At 52.3% G+C, this 17799-nt stretch carries 19 protein-coding genes; 9 read left to right on the forward strand and 10 right to left on the reverse strand.

What is annotated here, in order from left to right:
- Position 1: 1 nt before the first annotated feature.
- The 3 genes from FDX14_RS23280 to FDX14_RS23290 all read right to left on the reverse strand — a co-directional run bounded on the left by FDX14_RS23280 (position 2) and on the right by FDX14_RS23290 (position 1613).
- The gene (locus FDX14_RS23280) at positions 2-448 is read right to left on the reverse strand and encodes a PTS fructose transporter subunit IIA (protein ID WP_137350344.1); all 447 of its coding nucleotides are present in this window, start codon (positions 446-448) and stop codon (positions 2-4) included.
- A 182-nt stretch (positions 449-630) separates the two neighbouring features.
- Positions 631-954 carry an AzlD domain-containing protein gene (locus FDX14_RS23285; protein ID WP_042313473.1) on the reverse strand — a complete coding sequence of 108 codons (324 nt, stop codon included), beginning with the start codon at positions 952-954 and terminating at the stop codon, positions 631-633.
- Positions 954-1613 (reverse strand): AzlC family ABC transporter permease, encoded by a 660-nt coding sequence (locus tag FDX14_RS23290; protein WP_137350345.1) that lies wholly within the window; start codon positions 1611-1613, stop codon positions 954-956. Before FDX14_RS23290 ends, FDX14_RS23285 begins: the two co-directional genes overlap by 1 nt.
- A 101-nt stretch (positions 1614-1714) precedes the next feature.
- On the opposite strand from FDX14_RS23290, the gene FDX14_RS23295 reads away from it, so the two are divergent.
- On the forward strand, positions 1715-2263 hold the full coding sequence (locus tag FDX14_RS23295; protein WP_003825255.1) for a helix-turn-helix domain-containing protein: 549 nt from the start codon (positions 1715-1717) through the stop codon (positions 2261-2263).
- A gap of 84 nt (positions 2264-2347) precedes the next feature.
- Here the strand turns inward: FDX14_RS23295 and rhaM are convergent, their stop codons facing one another.
- From rhaM to rhaB, 5 genes are all read right to left on the reverse strand, one after another.
- Positions 2348-2662 carry an L-rhamnose mutarotase gene (gene rhaM / locus FDX14_RS23300; RefSeq protein ID WP_079225720.1) on the reverse strand — a complete coding sequence of 105 codons (315 nt, stop codon included), beginning with the start codon at positions 2660-2662 and terminating at the stop codon, positions 2348-2350.
- Positions 2659-3807, reverse strand: a complete 1149-nt coding sequence (gene fucO / locus FDX14_RS23305; protein ID WP_079225719.1) for a lactaldehyde reductase — start codon at positions 3805-3807, stop codon at positions 2659-2661. The genes rhaM and fucO overlap by 4 nt, the downstream gene beginning before the upstream one ends.
- Before the next feature lie 11 nt (positions 3808-3818).
- The gene (gene rhaD / locus FDX14_RS23310) at positions 3819-4643 is read right to left on the reverse strand and encodes a rhamnulose-1-phosphate aldolase (RefSeq protein WP_079225718.1); all 825 of its coding nucleotides are present in this window, start codon (positions 4641-4643) and stop codon (positions 3819-3821) included.
- Positions 4644-4785: 142 nt separating this feature from the next.
- Entirely contained in the window at positions 4786-6045 is a 1260-nt protein-coding gene (gene rhaA / locus FDX14_RS23315) for an L-rhamnose isomerase (protein WP_079225716.1), read from the reverse strand.
- Positions 6042-7511, reverse strand: a complete 1470-nt coding sequence (rhaB, locus tag FDX14_RS23320) for a rhamnulokinase (RefSeq protein WP_137350346.1) — start codon at positions 7509-7511, stop codon at positions 6042-6044. Before rhaB ends, rhaA begins: the two co-directional genes overlap by 4 nt.
- 300 nt (positions 7512-7811) lie before the next feature.
- On the opposite strand from rhaB, the gene rhaS reads away from it, so the two are divergent.
- Together rhaS and rhaR are read left to right on the forward strand one after the other, a co-directional pair.
- Positions 7812-8660: an HTH-type transcriptional activator RhaS gene (gene rhaS / locus FDX14_RS23325; protein WP_042313449.1), complete on the forward strand. Its 849-nt coding sequence runs from the start codon at positions 7812-7814 to the stop codon at positions 8658-8660.
- Between the two features lie 108 nt (positions 8661-8768).
- Positions 8769-9617: an HTH-type transcriptional activator RhaR gene (gene rhaR / locus FDX14_RS23330; protein ID WP_137350347.1), complete on the forward strand. Its 849-nt coding sequence runs from the start codon at positions 8769-8771 to the stop codon at positions 9615-9617.
- Here the strand turns inward: rhaR and rhaT are convergent.
- Entirely contained in the window at positions 9614-10648 is a 1035-nt protein-coding gene (rhaT, locus tag FDX14_RS23335) for an L-rhamnose/proton symporter RhaT (RefSeq protein WP_042313441.1), read from the reverse strand. The two genes, rhaR and rhaT, sit on opposite strands and share 4 nt — an antisense overlap.
- A gap of 288 nt (positions 10649-10936) precedes the next feature.
- On the opposite strand from rhaT, the gene sodA reads away from it, so the two are divergent.
- Positions 10937-11557, forward strand: a complete 621-nt coding sequence (gene sodA / locus FDX14_RS23340) for a superoxide dismutase [Mn] (protein WP_137350348.1) — start codon at positions 10937-10939, stop codon at positions 11555-11557.
- Between the two features lie 236 nt (positions 11558-11793).
- On the forward strand, positions 11794-12777 hold the full coding sequence (kdgT, locus tag FDX14_RS23345) for a 2-keto-3-deoxygluconate transporter (RefSeq protein WP_038635946.1): 984 nt from the start codon (positions 11794-11796) through the stop codon (positions 12775-12777).
- A gap of 41 nt (positions 12778-12818) precedes the next feature.
- Here kdgT and FDX14_RS23350 read toward each other — a convergent pair whose 3' ends face one another.
- Positions 12819-13715: a dihydrodipicolinate synthase family protein gene (locus tag FDX14_RS23350; protein ID WP_137350349.1), complete on the reverse strand. Its 897-nt coding sequence runs from the start codon at positions 13713-13715 to the stop codon at positions 12819-12821.
- Between the two features lie 152 nt (positions 13716-13867).
- Here FDX14_RS23350 and yiiM point away from each other — a divergent pair, with 152 nt between their 5' ends.
- From yiiM to FDX14_RS23370, 4 genes are all read left to right on the forward strand, one after another.
- On the forward strand, positions 13868-14542 hold the full coding sequence (gene yiiM, locus FDX14_RS23355) for a 6-hydroxyaminopurine reductase (protein ID WP_137350350.1): 675 nt from the start codon (positions 13868-13870) through the stop codon (positions 14540-14542).
- A 218-nt stretch (positions 14543-14760) separates the two neighbouring features.
- Positions 14761-15465: a GntR family transcriptional regulator gene (locus FDX14_RS23360; protein WP_042313430.1), complete on the forward strand. Its 705-nt coding sequence runs from the start codon at positions 14761-14763 to the stop codon at positions 15463-15465.
- A gap of 7 nt (positions 15466-15472) precedes the next feature.
- Entirely contained in the window at positions 15473-16429 is a 957-nt protein-coding gene (locus FDX14_RS23365) for a sugar phosphate isomerase/epimerase family protein (RefSeq protein ID WP_042313589.1), read from the forward strand.
- Between the two features lie 117 nt (positions 16430-16546).
- On the forward strand, positions 16547-17797 hold the full coding sequence (locus FDX14_RS23370) for an MFS transporter (protein ID WP_087856673.1): 1251 nt from the start codon (positions 16547-16549) through the stop codon (positions 17795-17797).
- Positions 17798-17799: the final 2 nt, after the last annotated feature.

The raw sequence follows: 17799 nt of genomic DNA on the forward strand, positions 1-17799 counted from the left end.
CTTATGAGGTTAAGGTCTGATTGAGCAGGGCAAGCACCTGACCGACGTCGCCCTGTTTCAGCTGGTTGATGAAATCCTGATGGATAATTTTGCGGCACAGGGTGCCGATGATTTTGACCTGATCGTCCTCGCCGGTTTGCGGCACGCCGAGGCAAATCCAGCAGTTGACGTCTTCGCCGTCGCTGGCCTTCCAGTCGACGTTTTCTGATTTACGCGCGAACAGGACGAAAGGCTGCTTAACACAGGCGCTTTTGCCGTGCGGGACGGCAATGCCCGAACCAAAGCCGGTGGAGTGCAGCTTTTCGCGCAGCAGCAGCGTTTGCAAAAACTGATGACGATCGCTGACGTAGCTGTTATCAAAAGCGATATTCGCCAGCTGTTTGAGGATAGAATAAACGCTATTTCCCTGAATATTCAGGTCAATGCAGTTAGCTGTAAGGGCTGCCATGGTGAGACTCCGTTAAAACCTGTTTCATACGATTTTAACGGTGAGACGATGAAGAGATGAGCGGCAATATGTCAGCGTGCAGTGACAATTTGAGGCCGAGTTAGCGCGTGGTTTTGTGGGGTAAAACACACAATGCTACAGGCGATTACCCTGATGAATATTTCGTCAGGGTCGTTATATTATTAGTGTATTCCCGCCATCCTCAACAGCGCCGTCACCACGGCCGCAGCAATGATTACCACGATCAACGGCATTTTACGCCAGGCGAGAAAGACCGCGAAGCCAACCCCAAGAACGCGCGCCATTCCAGCAAAGTGTTCACCTTCATAAAAAGTAGTCGCCAGCGCGACGGAGAACAGCAATACCGTTGCGGCATCAGAAAGCAGCGCCTGCGAGCGTTCTGAAAACGCTAAACGGCTCCCAAGCTTCGCTCCCCCTAAACGCATTAAATACGTTCCCAGAGATAACATGGCGATACCAACGATAAACAGCGTCATGTTGCCCATTATTTTTTCCTCGTCAGTAAGCCAAACAGTGAGAGCAGAACCGGTAAACCCACCGGCGCAAAGGGAATGGCGGCAAGCGACAGCGCGGCACCGCTACAGGCGCGGATCAGCGTGGTGCGGTTTTTAAAGGCCGGGACCACTAAGGCCAACAAAATGGCAGGGAAAACGGCATCCAGACCGATGGTTTCTGGGGCCGGGAGCAGTTTGCCGACACCTGCGCCAATCAGCGTGCCAATCGGCCAGAATAGGGCGACGCCCAGACCGCATAGCCAGTAGGCGGCTTTACGCTGTTCCGGCGTTTTTTGCGACAGGCCAAACACCACGCTTTCGTCGTTCATGATATGGCAGCCGAGGAGGCTGGCGACACGAGAGCCTACCAGGTCACGCACCGTAACGCCAAAAGGTACGTGTCGGGCGTTCACCAGTAAACCGGCAGCCGCAGCCGCCAGTGGGTTACCGCCGCTGGCGACGATGCCGATAAACATAAACTCGGATGCGCCCGCCAGCACCGTAATAGAAAGCACAAACGGTACCCACAGCGGGAAACCGTAGGCCATCGCCAGCGAGCCATATGACATGCCGACAACGCCGACGGCCAGACAGACGAGAAATATTGCTTTCAGCGTGTCGCCTTTGAGACAGAAAAAATAATGTTTCATACCATTTTAGCCATATCGAACGAATTTCCATTATAATGAACGCAACCATTTAGCTTTACAAGTCGAACGATTCGTTCGATATAAAAAACATGGAGTCGTGAATGACCCAGCCCATCAGTATGATCGCGAAAAGCCTGGTGCGTGAACGTCAGCGCACCGGTTTGTCACTGGCAGAGATTGCCCGCCGCGCGGGGATTGCAAAATCGACGCTCTCACAGTTGGAAGCGGGTAATGGCAATCCTAGCCTGGAAACGCTCTGGTCGCTGTGTGTGGCGTTGGATATCCCTTTTGCGCGCCTGCTGGAGCCGCAAGAGCAAAAAACGCAGGTGATTCGCCGCGGCGAAGGGACAAAAGTCGTGGCGGAACAGGCCCACTACCAGGCCATTTTACTGGCCGCCTGCCCACCGGGCGCGCGGCGGGATATCTATCTGCTGCTGACGCAACCGGGCGCGGATCGTATTTCACAGCCGCATCCACCGGGATCGGTTGAACATATTATCGTGACGCAAGGTAAGGCGATGGTGGGATTGACGGAAGCGCCGGAAGAGTTAGGTGAGGGCGACTACATTTGTTACCCCGCCGATCGGGCGCATATCTTTAAAGCACTGGAGCCTGACACCCAGGCGATTCTGGTTTCTGAGCAGAATTGAAATTGCCGGATGGCGCTATCGCTTATCCGGCCTACAAAAAATAAAACCGTGTGCCCGGTAAGCTTGCACCACCGGGCACACGACTTACTGCAGATAGAACACCTCTTTTAGCTCTGCGCTGAGCGGGCTGTTGTCCGGGTTGGCTGGCATTACGTCACGCATATGTTTCCACCAACGCTGGCAAACATCGGTGCTGGCAACGGCATTCCAGCGCTCCTCGGACTCAATCTCAACGGTGGCGAACAGCAGATTACGCTCCTGATCAAGATAAATCGCGTAGTGATGTGCGCCGTGCTCTTTTAATACGGCTGCCAGCTCAGGCCAAATGGGATTATGACGACGCTGGTACTCAACGTGCGCGTCGGCATTCACCTGCATCACAAACGCTTTGCGGATCATAACGCCTCCAGATATAGCTCGCGGACTTCATCGCGACTGGCGGTGCGTGGGTTACACGGCGCACACGGATCGGCCAATGCTTTATCCAACCAGCCTTCAATATCTTCTTTGGTCACGCCAAGCTGGCTGAAACCGGCTGGAATACCTACCCGCTTGCTCAGGGCGCGAATGGCGTTAATGGCTTCCATGCTTGCCGCTTTATCGCTCATGCCGCGGGTATCGACGCCCATCGCCTGCGCCACGCGGGCAAAGCGAGCCTCGGCGTTTGGGCGGTTAAAGTTTTCGATTACTGGCAGCAGGATGGCATTGCAGACGCCGTGCGGCAGGTTGTGGGTTGCGCCCGGCTGGTGCGCCAGCGCATGCACCAGACCCAGACCGGCGCTGTTAAATGCCATACCCGCCAGATACTGACCAAATGCCATTTGCTCACGGGCTTCGAGGTTGTGGCCATCATCGACCGCTTTCGGTAGCCACAGATTGATTAAGCGAATCGCTTCCAGCGCGTTGGCGTCAGTGAGTGGATGCGCGCCGACGGAAACATAGGCTTCCACCGCGTGGGTCAGGGCGTCCATACCGGTTGCGGCGGTAACGGAAGCCGGGATTTCCAGCATGACGCTGGCATCATCCACGGCGATATCCGGGATGATGTTCGGGTCGATGATTACCTCTTTAACCTTGCGAGCAGAGTCGATAATCACCGCATTGCTGGTCATTTCTGCAGCTGTACCGGCGGTGGTATTGATGGCGACCAGCGGAACGCCGGCATTTTTCACTTTGCCCACGCCGGAGTATGCGGTAGAAGGACCCGGGTTGGCGGTCAGGATTTTCACCGCTTTAGCGGTATCGATCGGGCTGCCGCCGCCGAAGGCGATAATGTAGTCACATTCTGCGCTCTTATACGCCGCAAAACCTTTCTGCACCAGCTCTTCTGTCGGGTTTGGGAATACCTCATCAAACAGGTGGTAAGACATTTGATGTTCATCCAGCGCGGCAAACAGGCTGTCCAGCAGGCCCAGCTTCACCAGTTGACCATCGGTAACGATCAGCGCTTTGCCCCATTGCTTATTCGCCACGAGGTTCACCATATCGGCAATCGCTCCAGCGCCATGCAGGCTAATTTTGGGTAGTGCCAACATAAAGCTCATCACTATTCTCCTTATAATGCCAGTGCGCTTGCCAGTGGAGTCACACCAAAACGTTTGCCGAGTGCGACCAGTTCTTCACGCGTGATGGTCTGCTTCATACCGCCCATCGAATAGATTTTGACTAAAACTTCTGCTGATTTCTCTGCGGTGTCGATCAGACCGAATGCTTCATCGAGGGAGGGGCCGCTGCCGAACACGCCATGGAACGGCCAAAGAACAAGCGAATACTTCTGCATTTCCTGCGCGGTCGCCTGGCCGATTTCATCCGTACCCGGCACCATCCACGGCAAAATGCCGACGCCATCCGGGAACACCACCAGGCACTCGGTGCTGCCTTCCCACAGTTTGCGCGTCATTAGCGCGGTGTCGTTTTCCAGCACATAGGTCAGGGCGATCAGGTTGGTGGCGTGACAGTGCATGATCACGCGATCTTTGCCGTTCGTCGCTTTAATACGTTCGCAGTGAGAGAGGAAGTGAGCCGGCAATTCGGAGGTTGGTACCGCTTCGTGGGTCAGGCCCCAAAGGATGTGATAGCCCGCTCCGTCGCTGTCCACTTTCACTACGCCTAAATTTGCCGCCGGATCGAGCTGAATGTTACGGAAAAATTTACCCGAGCCGGTGACGATAAAGGACGTATTCGCCAGCAACGGCATAGGCTGACTCAGCGCAATATAGCGCGGTTTTTCGTGAAAGTCGGCGCTAAATGGCGCGATGTCTGCTTCATCCAGCCGCAGCGTCAGGTTGCCGCCGTTACGCTCGTCCCAGCCTTTTAGCCACGCATCAGAAGTGGCTTTGATCATCCCCTGGACGAACCAGGAAGTAGTAATGTTTTGCATCTTCGGTGTTCCTGTTTATTGCCCGAAGGTTATCGGGTCTTACGTAGGCCGATAAGCGCAGCGCCATCCGGCAATCGTGTTTCATTTATTGCCGGATGGCGACGCGAGGCGTCGTATCCGGCCTACAGATCAGGTGTCGCAATCAGCTACGTTTGCTCAGGATCTCTTTTTCATAGGCGCGAACGCTGTCCAGCCACTGGCTGCCCGCTGGCGCGTCGTGGCGCTGGCAATACATTTCCCAAACGGCCTGCCATGGCAGTGATTTTTGCTCCTCCAGCAGCGCCAGACGTGCGGTGTAGTCGCCGCTGGCTTCGAGCTGACGCAGTTGCTCGGTTGGTTCTAACAACGCGCGCAGCAGGGCTTTTTTCATATTGCGGGTGCCGATAACCCACGCGGCGATGCGGTTAATAGAGGCGTCGAAGAAGTCGAGACCGATGTGTACGCGGTCAAACAGGTTGTGGCGGACGATCTCGCTGGCAATCGCCTGAGTTTCATCATCCAGCAGCACCACGTGATCGCTGTCCCAGCGCACCGGACGACTGACGTGCAGCAGCAGGCGCGGTACATACAGCATGGCGGCGGAGATTTTGTCGGAAATCACTTCAGTCGGATGGAAGTGACCCGCATCCAGGCACAGCGCGGTCTGGCGGCTGGTGGCGTAGCCCATATAGAACTCGTTGGAGCCGACGGTGTAGCTTTCGGCACCGATGCCAAACAGCTTGCTCTCAACGGCGTCGATATGGTGCGCCGGGTCGAGTTTCTCGCTGATCACTTCGTCCAGTGCTTCCAGCAGGCGCTGGCGCGGCGCTAAACGGTCAACGGTGATATCTTTCATACCGTCCGGGATCCAGATGTTCATCACCGACGGTGTACCCAACTGCTCGCCAAAATACGCCGAGACGCGACGGCTGGCTTTGCAGTGATCGATCCAGAACTGGCGAATGTGGTCATCGGCGTGGGCCAGCGTGAAGCCGTCGGCGCTCAGTGGGTGAGAGAAGCAGGACGGATTGAAATCCAACCCTAACTGGTTTGCTTTCGCCCATTCAACCCAGTTTTTGAAGTGTTCCGGTTTGATTTGGTCGCGGGCAACCGGCGTATCGGATTCTAGATAGATCGCATGCAGGTTCAGACGTTTTGGTCCCGGTATCAGGCTCAGCGCCTGCTCCAGATCGGCACGTAGTTCGGTCGCGTTGCGCGCTTTGCCCGGATAATTACCGGTAGCCTGAATTCCGCCAGTGAGCGAGCCTTCCGGGTTTTCGAAACCGGCGACGTCATCGCCTTGCCAGCAGTGCATGGAGACCGGCAGACGATCGAGCTGGCGTAAGGCCGCCTCGACATCAATACCTACCGCGGCGAAACGCAGTTTTGCCAGTTCCCAGGCTTGTTCAAGTTGAGTGGTCATGCGCAAAGCTCCTTTGTCTGTCGTAGTGATTGAAACTGCGCCTGGTAGCGGGCAATTTCACTTTCCGGATTGGGAATGAAGGTGGTCAGGTCGTAGTTGGCGCGCACTACCTGACGGAAATCATCGACGTTGTTAAGCTCGTCCAGCGCCATCAACTGGATGCCGATGTTGCCGAGCGTGGAGGCCTCAATCGGCCCGGACATAACGCGAATACCGCAGGCATCCGCGCACAGCTGATTCAGTAACGCGTTCTGGCAGCCGCCACCAACAATGTGCAACTGGCTAAACGCGGCGCCACGCAGGTCTGCCAACTCTTGCAAAATGTCGGCATACAGCAGCGCCAGGCTGTCGAAGATACAGCGCGCCAGTTCGGCGTTTTGCAGTGGAACAGGTTGGCCAGATTCACGACAGGCCGCCTGAATTTCCGCACTCATATCGTCGGGGTTGATAAAGCGATCGTCGTTCGGGTTTATCAGGAACTGGCAGGCTGGTAGCGCTTGCGTTTCGGCGATAAGCGTTGGCAAGTCGTCGATCTGGCGCTCTTTTAATACGCGCTGGAGCAGCCATAGCCCCATGATATTTTTTAGTACCCGGTAGCGCCCTTCCGCGCCGCCTTCGTTGGTGATATTCGCCGCCAACGCCGCATCGTTGGTATACGGTGTTCTGCTCTCAAACCCCATCAGCGACCAGGTCCCGGAAGAGAGATAGGCGCTGTTTTTATCGGCGAGCGGCGAAGCAATGACCGCGCTGGCTGTGTCGTGACTGGCAACCGCCACGACCGGAATTTGATTTTTCTGCGGACAAATCCAGTGGCCAATGACGTTTCCCGGATGCGTCGGGCGACCAAACCAAGCTTTGTCTGCCCCGGTCCACGCCAGCAGCGTGTCATCCCAGTCGTCGGTATTGATATTGACTAACTGGGTGGTGGTGGCGTTGGTGTATTCCCAGTTCATTTCACCGGTCAGGCGAAAGCTGAAGTAGTCGGAGATCAGCAGGGCATGCGCCACCTGCGGAATCAGTTCTGGTTGCTGTTCAACCAGCGCGCGCAACTGATACAAGGTGTTAAAGGGCAGAAACTGAATACCGCTACGACGGTAAATTTCATTTTTACCCGGCAGCTCCATCGCCTGCGCCATAATGCCCGTCGTGCGGTTGTCACGGTAAGAGACCGGCAGACCGACGCGCTGACCGGCGTTATCGACCAGCACGTAATCCACCCCCCAGGTATCAATGCCGATGCTGTCTATCCGAATGCCTTCATCGCAGACTTTCTTCAGACCCAGACGAATGTCGTTTTCCAGGCTGTCGATGTCCCAGGTGTCAAAACCGTCCGTTTTTTGCAGGCTGTTAACGAAGCGGTGGATTTCACGTAGCGTCAGGGTGCGGTGTTCACTGTCGTAACGCGCCAGCATTACGCGCCCGCTGGATGCGCCGAGATCGACAGCGACACAATGGCGAAAAGTCATAGCGAGGTCCTTCTGAGTTTTATTGCACTCAGTCTAAGAACCCCCAATAAGGCGTACCTTCTCAACAGTGACAGGCATAATTAGCGGCTGGCAACATGGCAAAGGTGAACGTGATGATGTTCACAGTTTCTACTCATGGGGCGGATTCGGGCAGATGTGACGCCTTCCGCAATTCCCGATCTTTCCCGCCGTATCTTGAAGAATTGACCGTGTTTACGCACTTTGGCGTCAAAAATTTAAGGTGAGGGTAGTAACCCTTAATTACTATTCAGCCATATTCGCTAAACAGGGGGAGCCGTCATGACTGTACTGCATTGCGTAGACTTTTTTCCGACAGGTAAAGCGCCAGTGGCTATTGAACCACGGCTTCCTCAACCCGCATTTCCTGAACATCATCATGATTTTCATGAAATTGTGGTGGTTGAGCATGGTACGGGAATCCATGTGTTCAACGGACAGCCTTACACTATCAGCGGTGGTACGGTGTGTTTCGTCCGCGATCATGACCGGCATTTATATGAGCATACGGACAATTTGTGTCTGACCAATGTCTTGTATCGATCCCCGGATGCGTTTCAATTTTTAGCCGGGCTGAATCAGCTTTTACCTCAGGAACAGAATGGGCAGTATCCATCCCATTGGCGGGTAAACCAGGGGGTATTACAGCAGGTCCGACAGTTGGTGGGGCAAATGGAAGCGCTTGGTGACGGGATGGATACGCCAACGGCAGCAAATCGTGAAATTCTGTTTATGCAGCTACTGGTCGTGTTGCGTAAAAGCAGCCTGATGGCAGCGGCAACCGATAACGACGCGCGGCTTAACCTTCTGATGGCGTGGCTGGAAGATAACTTTGCTGACGAGGTGTGTTGGGAGGCGCTGGCCGAGAAGTTTTCGCTCTCTTTGCGCACACTGCACCGCCAGCTTAAACAACAAACGGGATTGACGCCCCAGCGCTACCTTAACCGTCTGCGGCTTATTAAAGCGAGACATCTGCTTCGCCACAGTGATGACAGCGTGACCGATATCGCGTATCTCTGCGGTTTCGGCGACAGTAATCACTTTTCGACGCTTTTTCGCCGTGAGTTCGAGTGGTCGCCACGCGATATTCGCCAGGGGCGCGATCTCATGGCGGGAAGCAGCCTGCAGTAACGCGAAAGCTATCAACGTTTTTTACCGCCCGTTTGCTGATAATCATACCCTTTCATGCCGGATGGCGGCTGCGCCTTATCCGGCAAGTGTCCAGGTTGAGGTAATGCGGTGGCGAATCAGCTAATCCTTCTGAAATCAGATTTTTTTGCGCATGAGCAGCAGGCTGTTGCCGTGGCTGACCGCTATCCGCAGGATGTCTTTGCGGAGCATACCCATGAATTTTGCGAGCTGGTCCTGGTCTGGCGCGGCAATGGTCTGCATGTCCTTAACGATCGTCCATACCGAATAACCCGTGGCGATCTGTTTTACATTCGCGCCGAAGACAAACATTCCTACACTTCCGTAAACGACCTTGTGTTGCAAAATATCATCTACTGCCCGGAGCGGTTGACGCTGAATGTTGACTGGGAAGGGGCGATCCCCGGATTTAACGGTACGCCACGGCAGCCGCACTGGCGACTCGGCAGCGTAGGTATGACTCAGGCCCGGCAGGTGATAAGCCAGCTTGAGCATGAAAGTAATCAACGCGATGCGCAGGCTTTTAGCATGGCGGAACTGCTATTCGGGCAACTGGTGACACTCCTTAAACGCCATCGTTATGCCACAGATACGCTCCCGGCAACGTCGAGTGAAACGCTGTTGGATAAACTCATTACCGCGTTAGCCGGGAGCCATGAGCATGCTTTCGCACTGGATAAATTTTGCGAGCGCGAACAGTGCAGCGAGCGCGTTTTGCGCCAGCAGTTTCGTAGCCAGACCGGGATGACCATCAACCAGTATCTCCGCCAGGTGCGGGTCTGCCATGCTCAATATCTGCTCAAGCATAGCCGGTTAATGATTAGTGAGATTTCCATGCGCTGCGGCTTTGAGGACAGTAACTACTTTTCGGTGGTGTTTACGCGGGAAACCGGGATGACGCCGAGCCAGTGGCGTCATCTCAGTACCCAGCATGCTTAGCTGGCCATTCCCAGACCAACAATGTTTGCCGCGACGATAATCACCACGCAGCCGAGGCTCAGTACGCTGACCGGACGGCGACCCGCATTCTTCCACTCTTTCAATACCAGACCAACAATCCCACCGCACAGGACATAAAAACTCATGTGCAGCATCCAGCTTACATAGTCATACTGTGCCGGAATACGCGCGTGGCCCCAGGCGTAGAAGAAAAATTGCAGATACCACATCAAGCCACCGAGCGCGGAGAGCAGCACGTTGCTGATGATCAGCGGTTTAGCTAGCGAGAAGTCGGCTTTTATCGACAAGTTCTTCACTTTTGCCAGACGAATGAAGCAAAAACCCAGGTTGACTAGCGCACCACCGCCCATGATAACCACATAGCTGGGCAGGGCGACATACAACGGGTCTACACCCAATGCGGCGGCGGCATCGTGCATCGGTTTCGCGGCGTTCATCGCAAATGACATCCCCGCGGAGAAAATGCCGCACATGACCGCCAGAACTAACCCTTTTTTCAGATTAAACTCTTCGGCTTTGATGCCCATTTTGCGTTCTTTTAATTGACCCGCACGGGTCACAATGCCCACGCCAATCAGTGCGACCAGTACGCCAAGCAGCGTCATGCGTCCGCCGGAGGTGTTGATCAGCACGTCAAAGTTGCCGTTGATAATCGGGGTCATCAGTGTGCCGACAATCAGCGTAATACCTATCGCAATGCCGATACCCATCGACATACCGAGATAACGCATAGTCAGGCCATAGTTAATGTTGCCAATCCCCCACATCGCACCGAAAAGAAATACCGGGGCCAGTGTGGAAAGGCTGAAGGAGCTGAAATAGGCCCAGAAATTGGGAAGTAACATAGCGCTGATAGTCCACGGAAGGATAAGCCAGGAGACGATCCCGCCCACCGACCACATCGTTTCCCATGACCAATGTTTGACCTGCTTGAACGGGGCATAGAAACAGGCGGCACTGGCTGCGCCTATCAAATGCCAAAAGATACCCATCGTAATCGCGTTACTCATGACTTAATCCTCGTTATTTTTTATCGTCGGTAATGACCCCTCCGACCTAACGAGTTTAAAAATTACGCAAGGTGTTAACCTTTTAACGCTTGCCGCCATTTTACGCATGTTGGCAATCATCACGTTAAGTGGGTGATTCGGTTCACAACTTTTGCAATAGACTGAATGATTAAAACCTTGTAAAAAGTACGGCATTGATAATCATTTTCAATATCATTTAATTAACTATAATGACCCAACTGCTTACGCGGCGTTAACACTGGCCGCCCGACAACACTGGAGATGATTATGAGTTATACACTGCCATCCCTGCCGTACGCTTATGATGCCCTTGAACCGCACTTCGATAAGCAGACGATGGAAATTCACCATACCAAACACCACCAGACTTACGTAAACAACGCCAACGCTGCGCTGGAAAGTCTGCCTGAATTCGCCAGCCTGTCGGCTGAAGAGCTGATCACCAAACTGGATCAACTGCCAGCGGACAAGAAAACCGTACTGCGCAACAACGCAGGCGGCCACGCTAACCACAGCCTGTTCTGGAAAGGCCTGAAAACCGGCACTACGCTGCAGGGCGACCTGAAAGCGGCTATCGAACGCGACTTCGGCTCTGTTGACAACTTCAAAGCTGAATTCGAAAAAGCAGCGGCCACCCGCTTTGGTTCCGGCTGGGCGTGGCTGGTGCTGCAAGGTGACAAACTGGCTGTCGTTTCCACCGCTAACCAGGATTCCCCGCTGATGGGTGAAGCAATTTCTGGCGCTTCCGGCTTCCCGATCATCGGTCTGGATGTGTGGGAACACGCTTACTACCTGAAATTCCAGAACCGCCGTCCGGACTACATTAAAGAGTTCTGGAACGTGGTGAACTGGGATGAAGCTGCTGCGCGTTTCGCCGCTAAAAAATAAGTTCTACGCTTAAATAATGCCCCTGCAAGCGCTGCTTGTGGGGGCTTTTTTGTGATCAAAATCAACATGGGAACATTGATCCATTTAAATTGAAACAATGTTTTATTGTGCGGGTGGGATCACTTTTATAATTCCTCTGAATGTCTATCTTCTGTTCATCAAGACGGGCGCATCTCAAAAGTAAGATGCAATCGCCCATAAAAATTGCCCCATTTTTATGTCTACAGGTGATGGAAATGCAGATCAAACGAACGATAGAGAGAATCCCTGGCGGGATGATGCTGGTGCCGCTTTTCCTCGGCGCGTTATGTCACACCTTTTCACCCGGCGCCGGGAAATATTTCGGCTCATTTACTAACGGTATGATCACCGGTACGGTGCCTATTCTGGCGGTCTGGTTCTTTTGTATGGGCGCGTCGATTAAGCTAAGCGCAACCGGCACCGTGCTGCGTAAATCAGGCACGCTGGTCATCACCAAAATTCTGGTGGCGTGGGTGGTAGCGGCGATTGCCTCACGCATCCTGCCGGAACACGGTGTGGAAGTCGGGTTCTTCGCCGGGTTGTCCACGTTGGCGCTGGTGGCCGCCATGGATATGACCAACGGTGGGCTGTACGCCTCGATTATGCAGCAGTATGGCACCAAAGAAGAGGCCGGGGCATTTGTCCTGATGTCTCTGGAATCAGGCCCGCTGATGACCATGGTGATTCTGGGTACCGCGGGGATTGCTTCGTTTGAACCACACGTGTTTGTGGGGGCCGTATTACCCTTCCTGATTGGTTTTGCGCTGGGTAATCTGGACCCTGAACTGCGGGAGTTCTTCAGCAAAGCTGTGCAGACTCTGATCCCGTTCTTCGCCTTCGCGCTGGGTAACACCATTGATTTGAGCGTGATTGCGCAGACCGGCGTGCTGGGGATTCTGTTGGGCGTGGCGGTGATTATCATCACCGGGATCCCATTGATTATCGCTGATAAACTGATTGGCGGCGGCGATGGAACAGCGGGGATTGCCGCTTCCAGCTCAGCGGGTGCGGCGGTTGCTACACCGGTACTGATTGCTGAAATGGTTCCGGCATTTAAACCGATGGCGCCAGCGGCAACCTCTCTGGTGGCGACCTCGGTGATTGTGACCTCCATTCTGGTACCGATTATCACGTCCATCTGGTCGAAAAAGGTCAAAGCCAGGGCGGCGGAAATTGATCTTCGTGGTACCGTGAAGTAAGCCTCTTTTGCCGGATGGTCTGCGCCATCCGGCTTAGTCAGTTAACCTTTGACGACGAACACCTCATCAATAGTCCGACATTCCCCCTCATTCAACTCTCCGCCAGCATTACGTGACACACCGGTGCAGTAGCCAAACTTACGCGATACCACGGTTTTGATGGTGGTGACAAAATCTTCGCCAATGGCGTAGATGGACATATAGGTGCCAATCTGGTCCTGAATATCGAGAAGCGTCGCCAGATCGCCCTGCTTAAACGCCTCCCGCGCACTGACAAACAGTTCCGGCATAACGTTGTTCAACCCTGAAATAATCCCCGCCCCGCCTGCCAGCAGGTTAGGAATGTAGTATTCGTCATAACCGGACAGTACGGCAAAATCTTCCCGCACGGCGCGCGTTGTCTGAATCATGCTGCGGGTATGTGACTGACAGTCGACGGTATCTTTGATGCCTGCGAAATTTGGGAACTCGGCAGCGAGAGTGGCAACCAGCTCCGGCGTTAAATCACAGCCGGTACGCGCCGGGAAATTATAGGCAAACCATTTACCGCTGAGTTTCTGTCCCAACTGGCGGAAGTAACTCAGCAGCTGTTTCGCCGTTTGTCCGTAGTAATAAGGCGGCAGGATCATCACGGCATCATAACCTGCGCGATACGCTTCCTGCGCCATCAACAGAACATCATTCTGGCAGGTGGATGAGACGTTGGCGACCATCTTCAGCGAGCTCATGGCCCGGGCTTCACGGATCAGCAGCAGTCGTTCTTCGAGCGTAAAGGAAGCAAACTCCCCGATGCTGCCCATCAGCAAAATCACGTCGATTTTGGCCTCGGTAAGGCGTTTAAGATGCTGGCTCAGACCGTTGAGATCGATCTTGCCGTCATTGTCCATTGGCGTAATGGAAGGGCACCAGACGCCAGCAAATTGCGATTGACCAGTCACGTAGTCGACTCCTTATTTGAAATGATGTTTCAAAACCAGCTTACATTGATAGCATGTGTCCCTAAGCTTCATGTGAACCGTGCTCTCATTTTGAGCGACTGGGATAAAATAAATATGGTGTAATGGGGGAAATTTATCGGGAGAGGGAACAGATGCGATATCCGGTCGATGTTTTTACAGGCAAGATTCGGGACTATACGGGAAGTCGTCCCAGCGCGATTGCTAAAGTTCAGGTTGATGGTGAGCTGATGCTGACCGAGCTGGGCCTGACGGGGGATGAACAGGCGGAAACGAAAATTCACGGCGGGCCGGATCGCGCGCTGTGCCACTATCCGCGTGAACACTATCAGCACTGGAGACAAGAGTTTCCGGAGCAGGCGGAGTTATTTGTCGCCCCCGCTTTTGGCGAAAACCTCTCCACTGAGGGGCTGACAGAAGAGAATGTGTATATTGGCGACATTTTCCAGTGGGGAGACGCGCTGATTCAGGTCACACAGCCGCGCTCGCCGTGCTTTAAGCTGAATTTCCATTTTGGCATCAGCGATATGGCCAGCCAGATGCAGGATGCGGGCAAGACGGGCTGGCTGTGTAGCGTCATCGCTCCCGGCCAGGTGTCGGCAGACGCGCCGTTGATCCTGGCGTCACGCGTGAGCGACGTCAGCGTGCGCGAGGCGATTGCCATTGCCTGGCATATGCCGTTTGATGACTCGCAGTATCACCGTTTACTGTCGGTTGCCGGGTTATCGAAGAGCTGGACCAGAACGATGCAAAAGCGCCGTTTAAGCGGCAAGATCGAAGATAATTCCCGCCGTTTGTGGGGCAAATAACTCTCACCTTTAGCTTGCCATTAAATCAGGTGGCGACACCTGATTTATCTTCCTCATGGTTCATCTCCTCACGTACTAAAACCTGCCTGTCGCGCCATGTGTCCAGGCCATTCTTGATACCTGGCCCACAAAAAGAAACGCTGCGTTGAAAAAAAACTTGAGTATTTCGTGCACTCAAATATCTTAGCTTCAAATTGGTTTAAACCAGATTGAATGAGATGAAAAAGAAAAACAATGTTGATGTGCTCAGAGAGCGCTTTGAAAGCTGGTTAAACGAGAATAATTTGCCAGCGGGCTCCAAATTGCCTTCGGAGAGAGAGCTATGTGAGCTGCTGGATGCAAAGCGCATGACCTTACGTCAGGTTCTGATCGAGCTGGAGATTGATGCACGTATTTTCCGCAAGAACCGTAGCGGGTGGTTTATTTCATCGAAGCGATTCATTTATAACCCGAAATCACTTTCCAGCTTCAATGCCGAGGCCTGTGCCCAGGGACGTAAACCTTTTTGGGATTATTTGACCAAGGAAACGATTGAGACGGTTCCGCACCATGTTGATGATGTTTTTCTCTCCTCCGGCGATCGCTATTTAGTTACCGGCTGGTGTGGTCTTGATTCACATAAAGTGTTTTACCATGAATCCTATATTGATGCCGATGTTGCACCGGGATTCATAAACAAACTTGGCAATCAGTCTTTTGCCAGCGTCTGGGAAGATGCGTTCGGTCATGTTTTAAATATCAAAGAGATGATTTTTAAACCGGTCAATATGCCGGAAGTGGCCTGCAAAGAACTGGGCGTTGCGCCAAATACTTATGGAATTTTAGTAGAAAAACATCGGGCAACCCGAGACAAAAAAGTGGTTCAGGTTGATTTTGAATACTGGCGACTTGAATCAGTGGAACTTGTTATTCGTGATGAATGAGAAAACTATGGGAAAATATAACCAGGAACTTCTCGCTGAACGCGCGAGAAATATACCGCTGTACCTACATGCTTATGCCTTTCATCTGAATATGCGCTATGAGAGAGTCCTCCCTGGCGATCTTCTGGATATTGCATATCAGCAAAAATTAAAAGGTGTAAAAATACATGTTGAGGATGGCGAGTCCCAGTCACTGCAGAAACTAAACGATCGGCAGTTACACGATTTTAAAGAAAAGGCCAAAAAATATAATTTGGATGTGCATATTGAAACCAGCGCATCGGACCAGGCGACATTGACGGATGCGATCCGTATTGCCATGGCAACTGGCGCAACGTCAGTTCGTTTCTACCCGCGCTATGAAGGGCATCTCAACGATGTTATGGCGAAGATCGCCAATGATATTGCGTGGTTGTCTCAGCATGATGACTGCGGCCTAAGCTTTACCATCGAACAGCATGAAGATCTGCAAGGTCATGAACTGGTGACGCTGGTTAAGAATAGTGGGATGAAGAATCTCTCTATTCTGTTTGATTTTGGCAACATGATTAACGCTAATGAGCAGCCGCTTTCTGCGTTAGAGGTCATGTCTCCTTGGATCACTCAGGTACATATTAAAGACGCTAAAATTATTAAAGAAGGTAAAGGCTGGGGGCATGAGGCTTGTCGTTCAGGATACGGCGACTTACCCATGGAGGAGATGCTCAAGGCATTATTACTCTTAGGTGAAGATAAACCACAAGTACATGCTTTTGGTCTGGAAGAAGAAGTTGAATATTATGCTCCGGCATTTCGTTTCGATGATGAAGGTGATAATCCCTGGATCCCATGGCGCGATGCAAGTTATACGCCGCTACCCGACGCTGACATGATTGATGCGCGACTGGCGCAGGAAAAAGAACATGCTCTGGCTCAAATAAAATATATTCGTGACTTGTGTAATAAATTTATAGGTAATCAATAACTTTTTAAAATTTTACTAAATGCGAACAGGGTTATGAAAATAACTCTACAATTTTATTAATTATATAAATTAATCTTAATATTTCTCTCAACAAGCAATGAGGGTTTACTCATGTTCATGAATAAATGGGCAAGGCTTTGTTTTTTGATTTTAGGCGGCGGCACAATATTCAAACTTTCAAGTATGAAAGATGTTTTCTATGTGCCAATGCAAAATGACTGGGGTTTAACCAATACGCAGATTGGCTTGAGTTTTACGGTTTATACGATTGTTCAGACAACCGGCCTGTTTCTTTCGCTCTATATTGCAGACCGTTATTCTAAGAAAATATTATTACCCTTTGGTCTGATCGGTGTTGGGCTTTGCGGTTTATATCTGGCAACGCTACCGTCATTTACCGGTTATCTCATTTGCTTTGCCGCAATGGCGTTTTTTGCCGATGTGGTGTATTGGCCGGTATTGCTGAAAGCCGTACGTCTGCTGGGTACGAAAGAAGAACAAGGCCGCATGTTTGGCTTTTTAGAAGCCGGACGTGGCGTGGTGGATGTCATCGTCGCTTCTGGTGCCCTGTTTGTTTTTGTTCAGTTTGGTGAAGGCAAAGCGGGAATGCAGGCGGGTCTGTTGTTTTATACGGTCATTACGCTTGCGGCAGGTATTGTGACGTACTTTATTGTCGATGACGACAAAGTGAAAGGCGGCGAGAATACCAGTGCCAATATGGAAGTGTTAAAGGGGATTAAACATGTTTTGTCCTGTCCTAACGTCTGGTTGGCTTCTTTAGGGATTTTCTTCGTTTACGCCGCATATTGTGGGCTGACTTACTTTATCCCCTTCTTAAAAGACATCTACATGTTGCCGGTAGCACTGGTAGGCGCGTACGGTATCATTAACCAGTATGCGTTAAAAATGGTAGGAGGGCCGATTGGTGGGCTGCTGGCGGATAAGGTTGCTAAATCGCCTACGGTGTACCTGAAATGGACCTTTCTGATCTCTGCCGTTGCGATGCTTGTTTTCATGCAGTTGCCGCATCAAACAATGAACGTGTATATCGGTATGGCCGCGACATTAGGATTCGGGGCGATTATCTTCTCACAGCGTGCGATTTTCTTCGCGCCGATGGATGAGATTGGTACGCCACGTGAGTATGCCGGTTCGGCAATGGCGTTTGGTTGCATCATCGGTTATATGCCCGCCATGTTTGCGTACACGTTATACGGATATTTGCTGGATACCAATAGCGGCATCACAGGCTACAACTATGTTTTTAGCGTGATGATTGCGTTCAGCTTAATGGGCTTTATCTGTTCGACAATTCTGGTGAAGCGGATCAAAAAGCAAAAGCTAGCGGCTGCGACCGCAACTGCATAATG

Source organism: Citrobacter sp. wls710 (assembly GCF_005281115.1).
Taxonomy (GTDB): Bacteria; Pseudomonadota; Gammaproteobacteria; order Enterobacterales; family Enterobacteriaceae; genus Citrobacter; species Citrobacter werkmanii.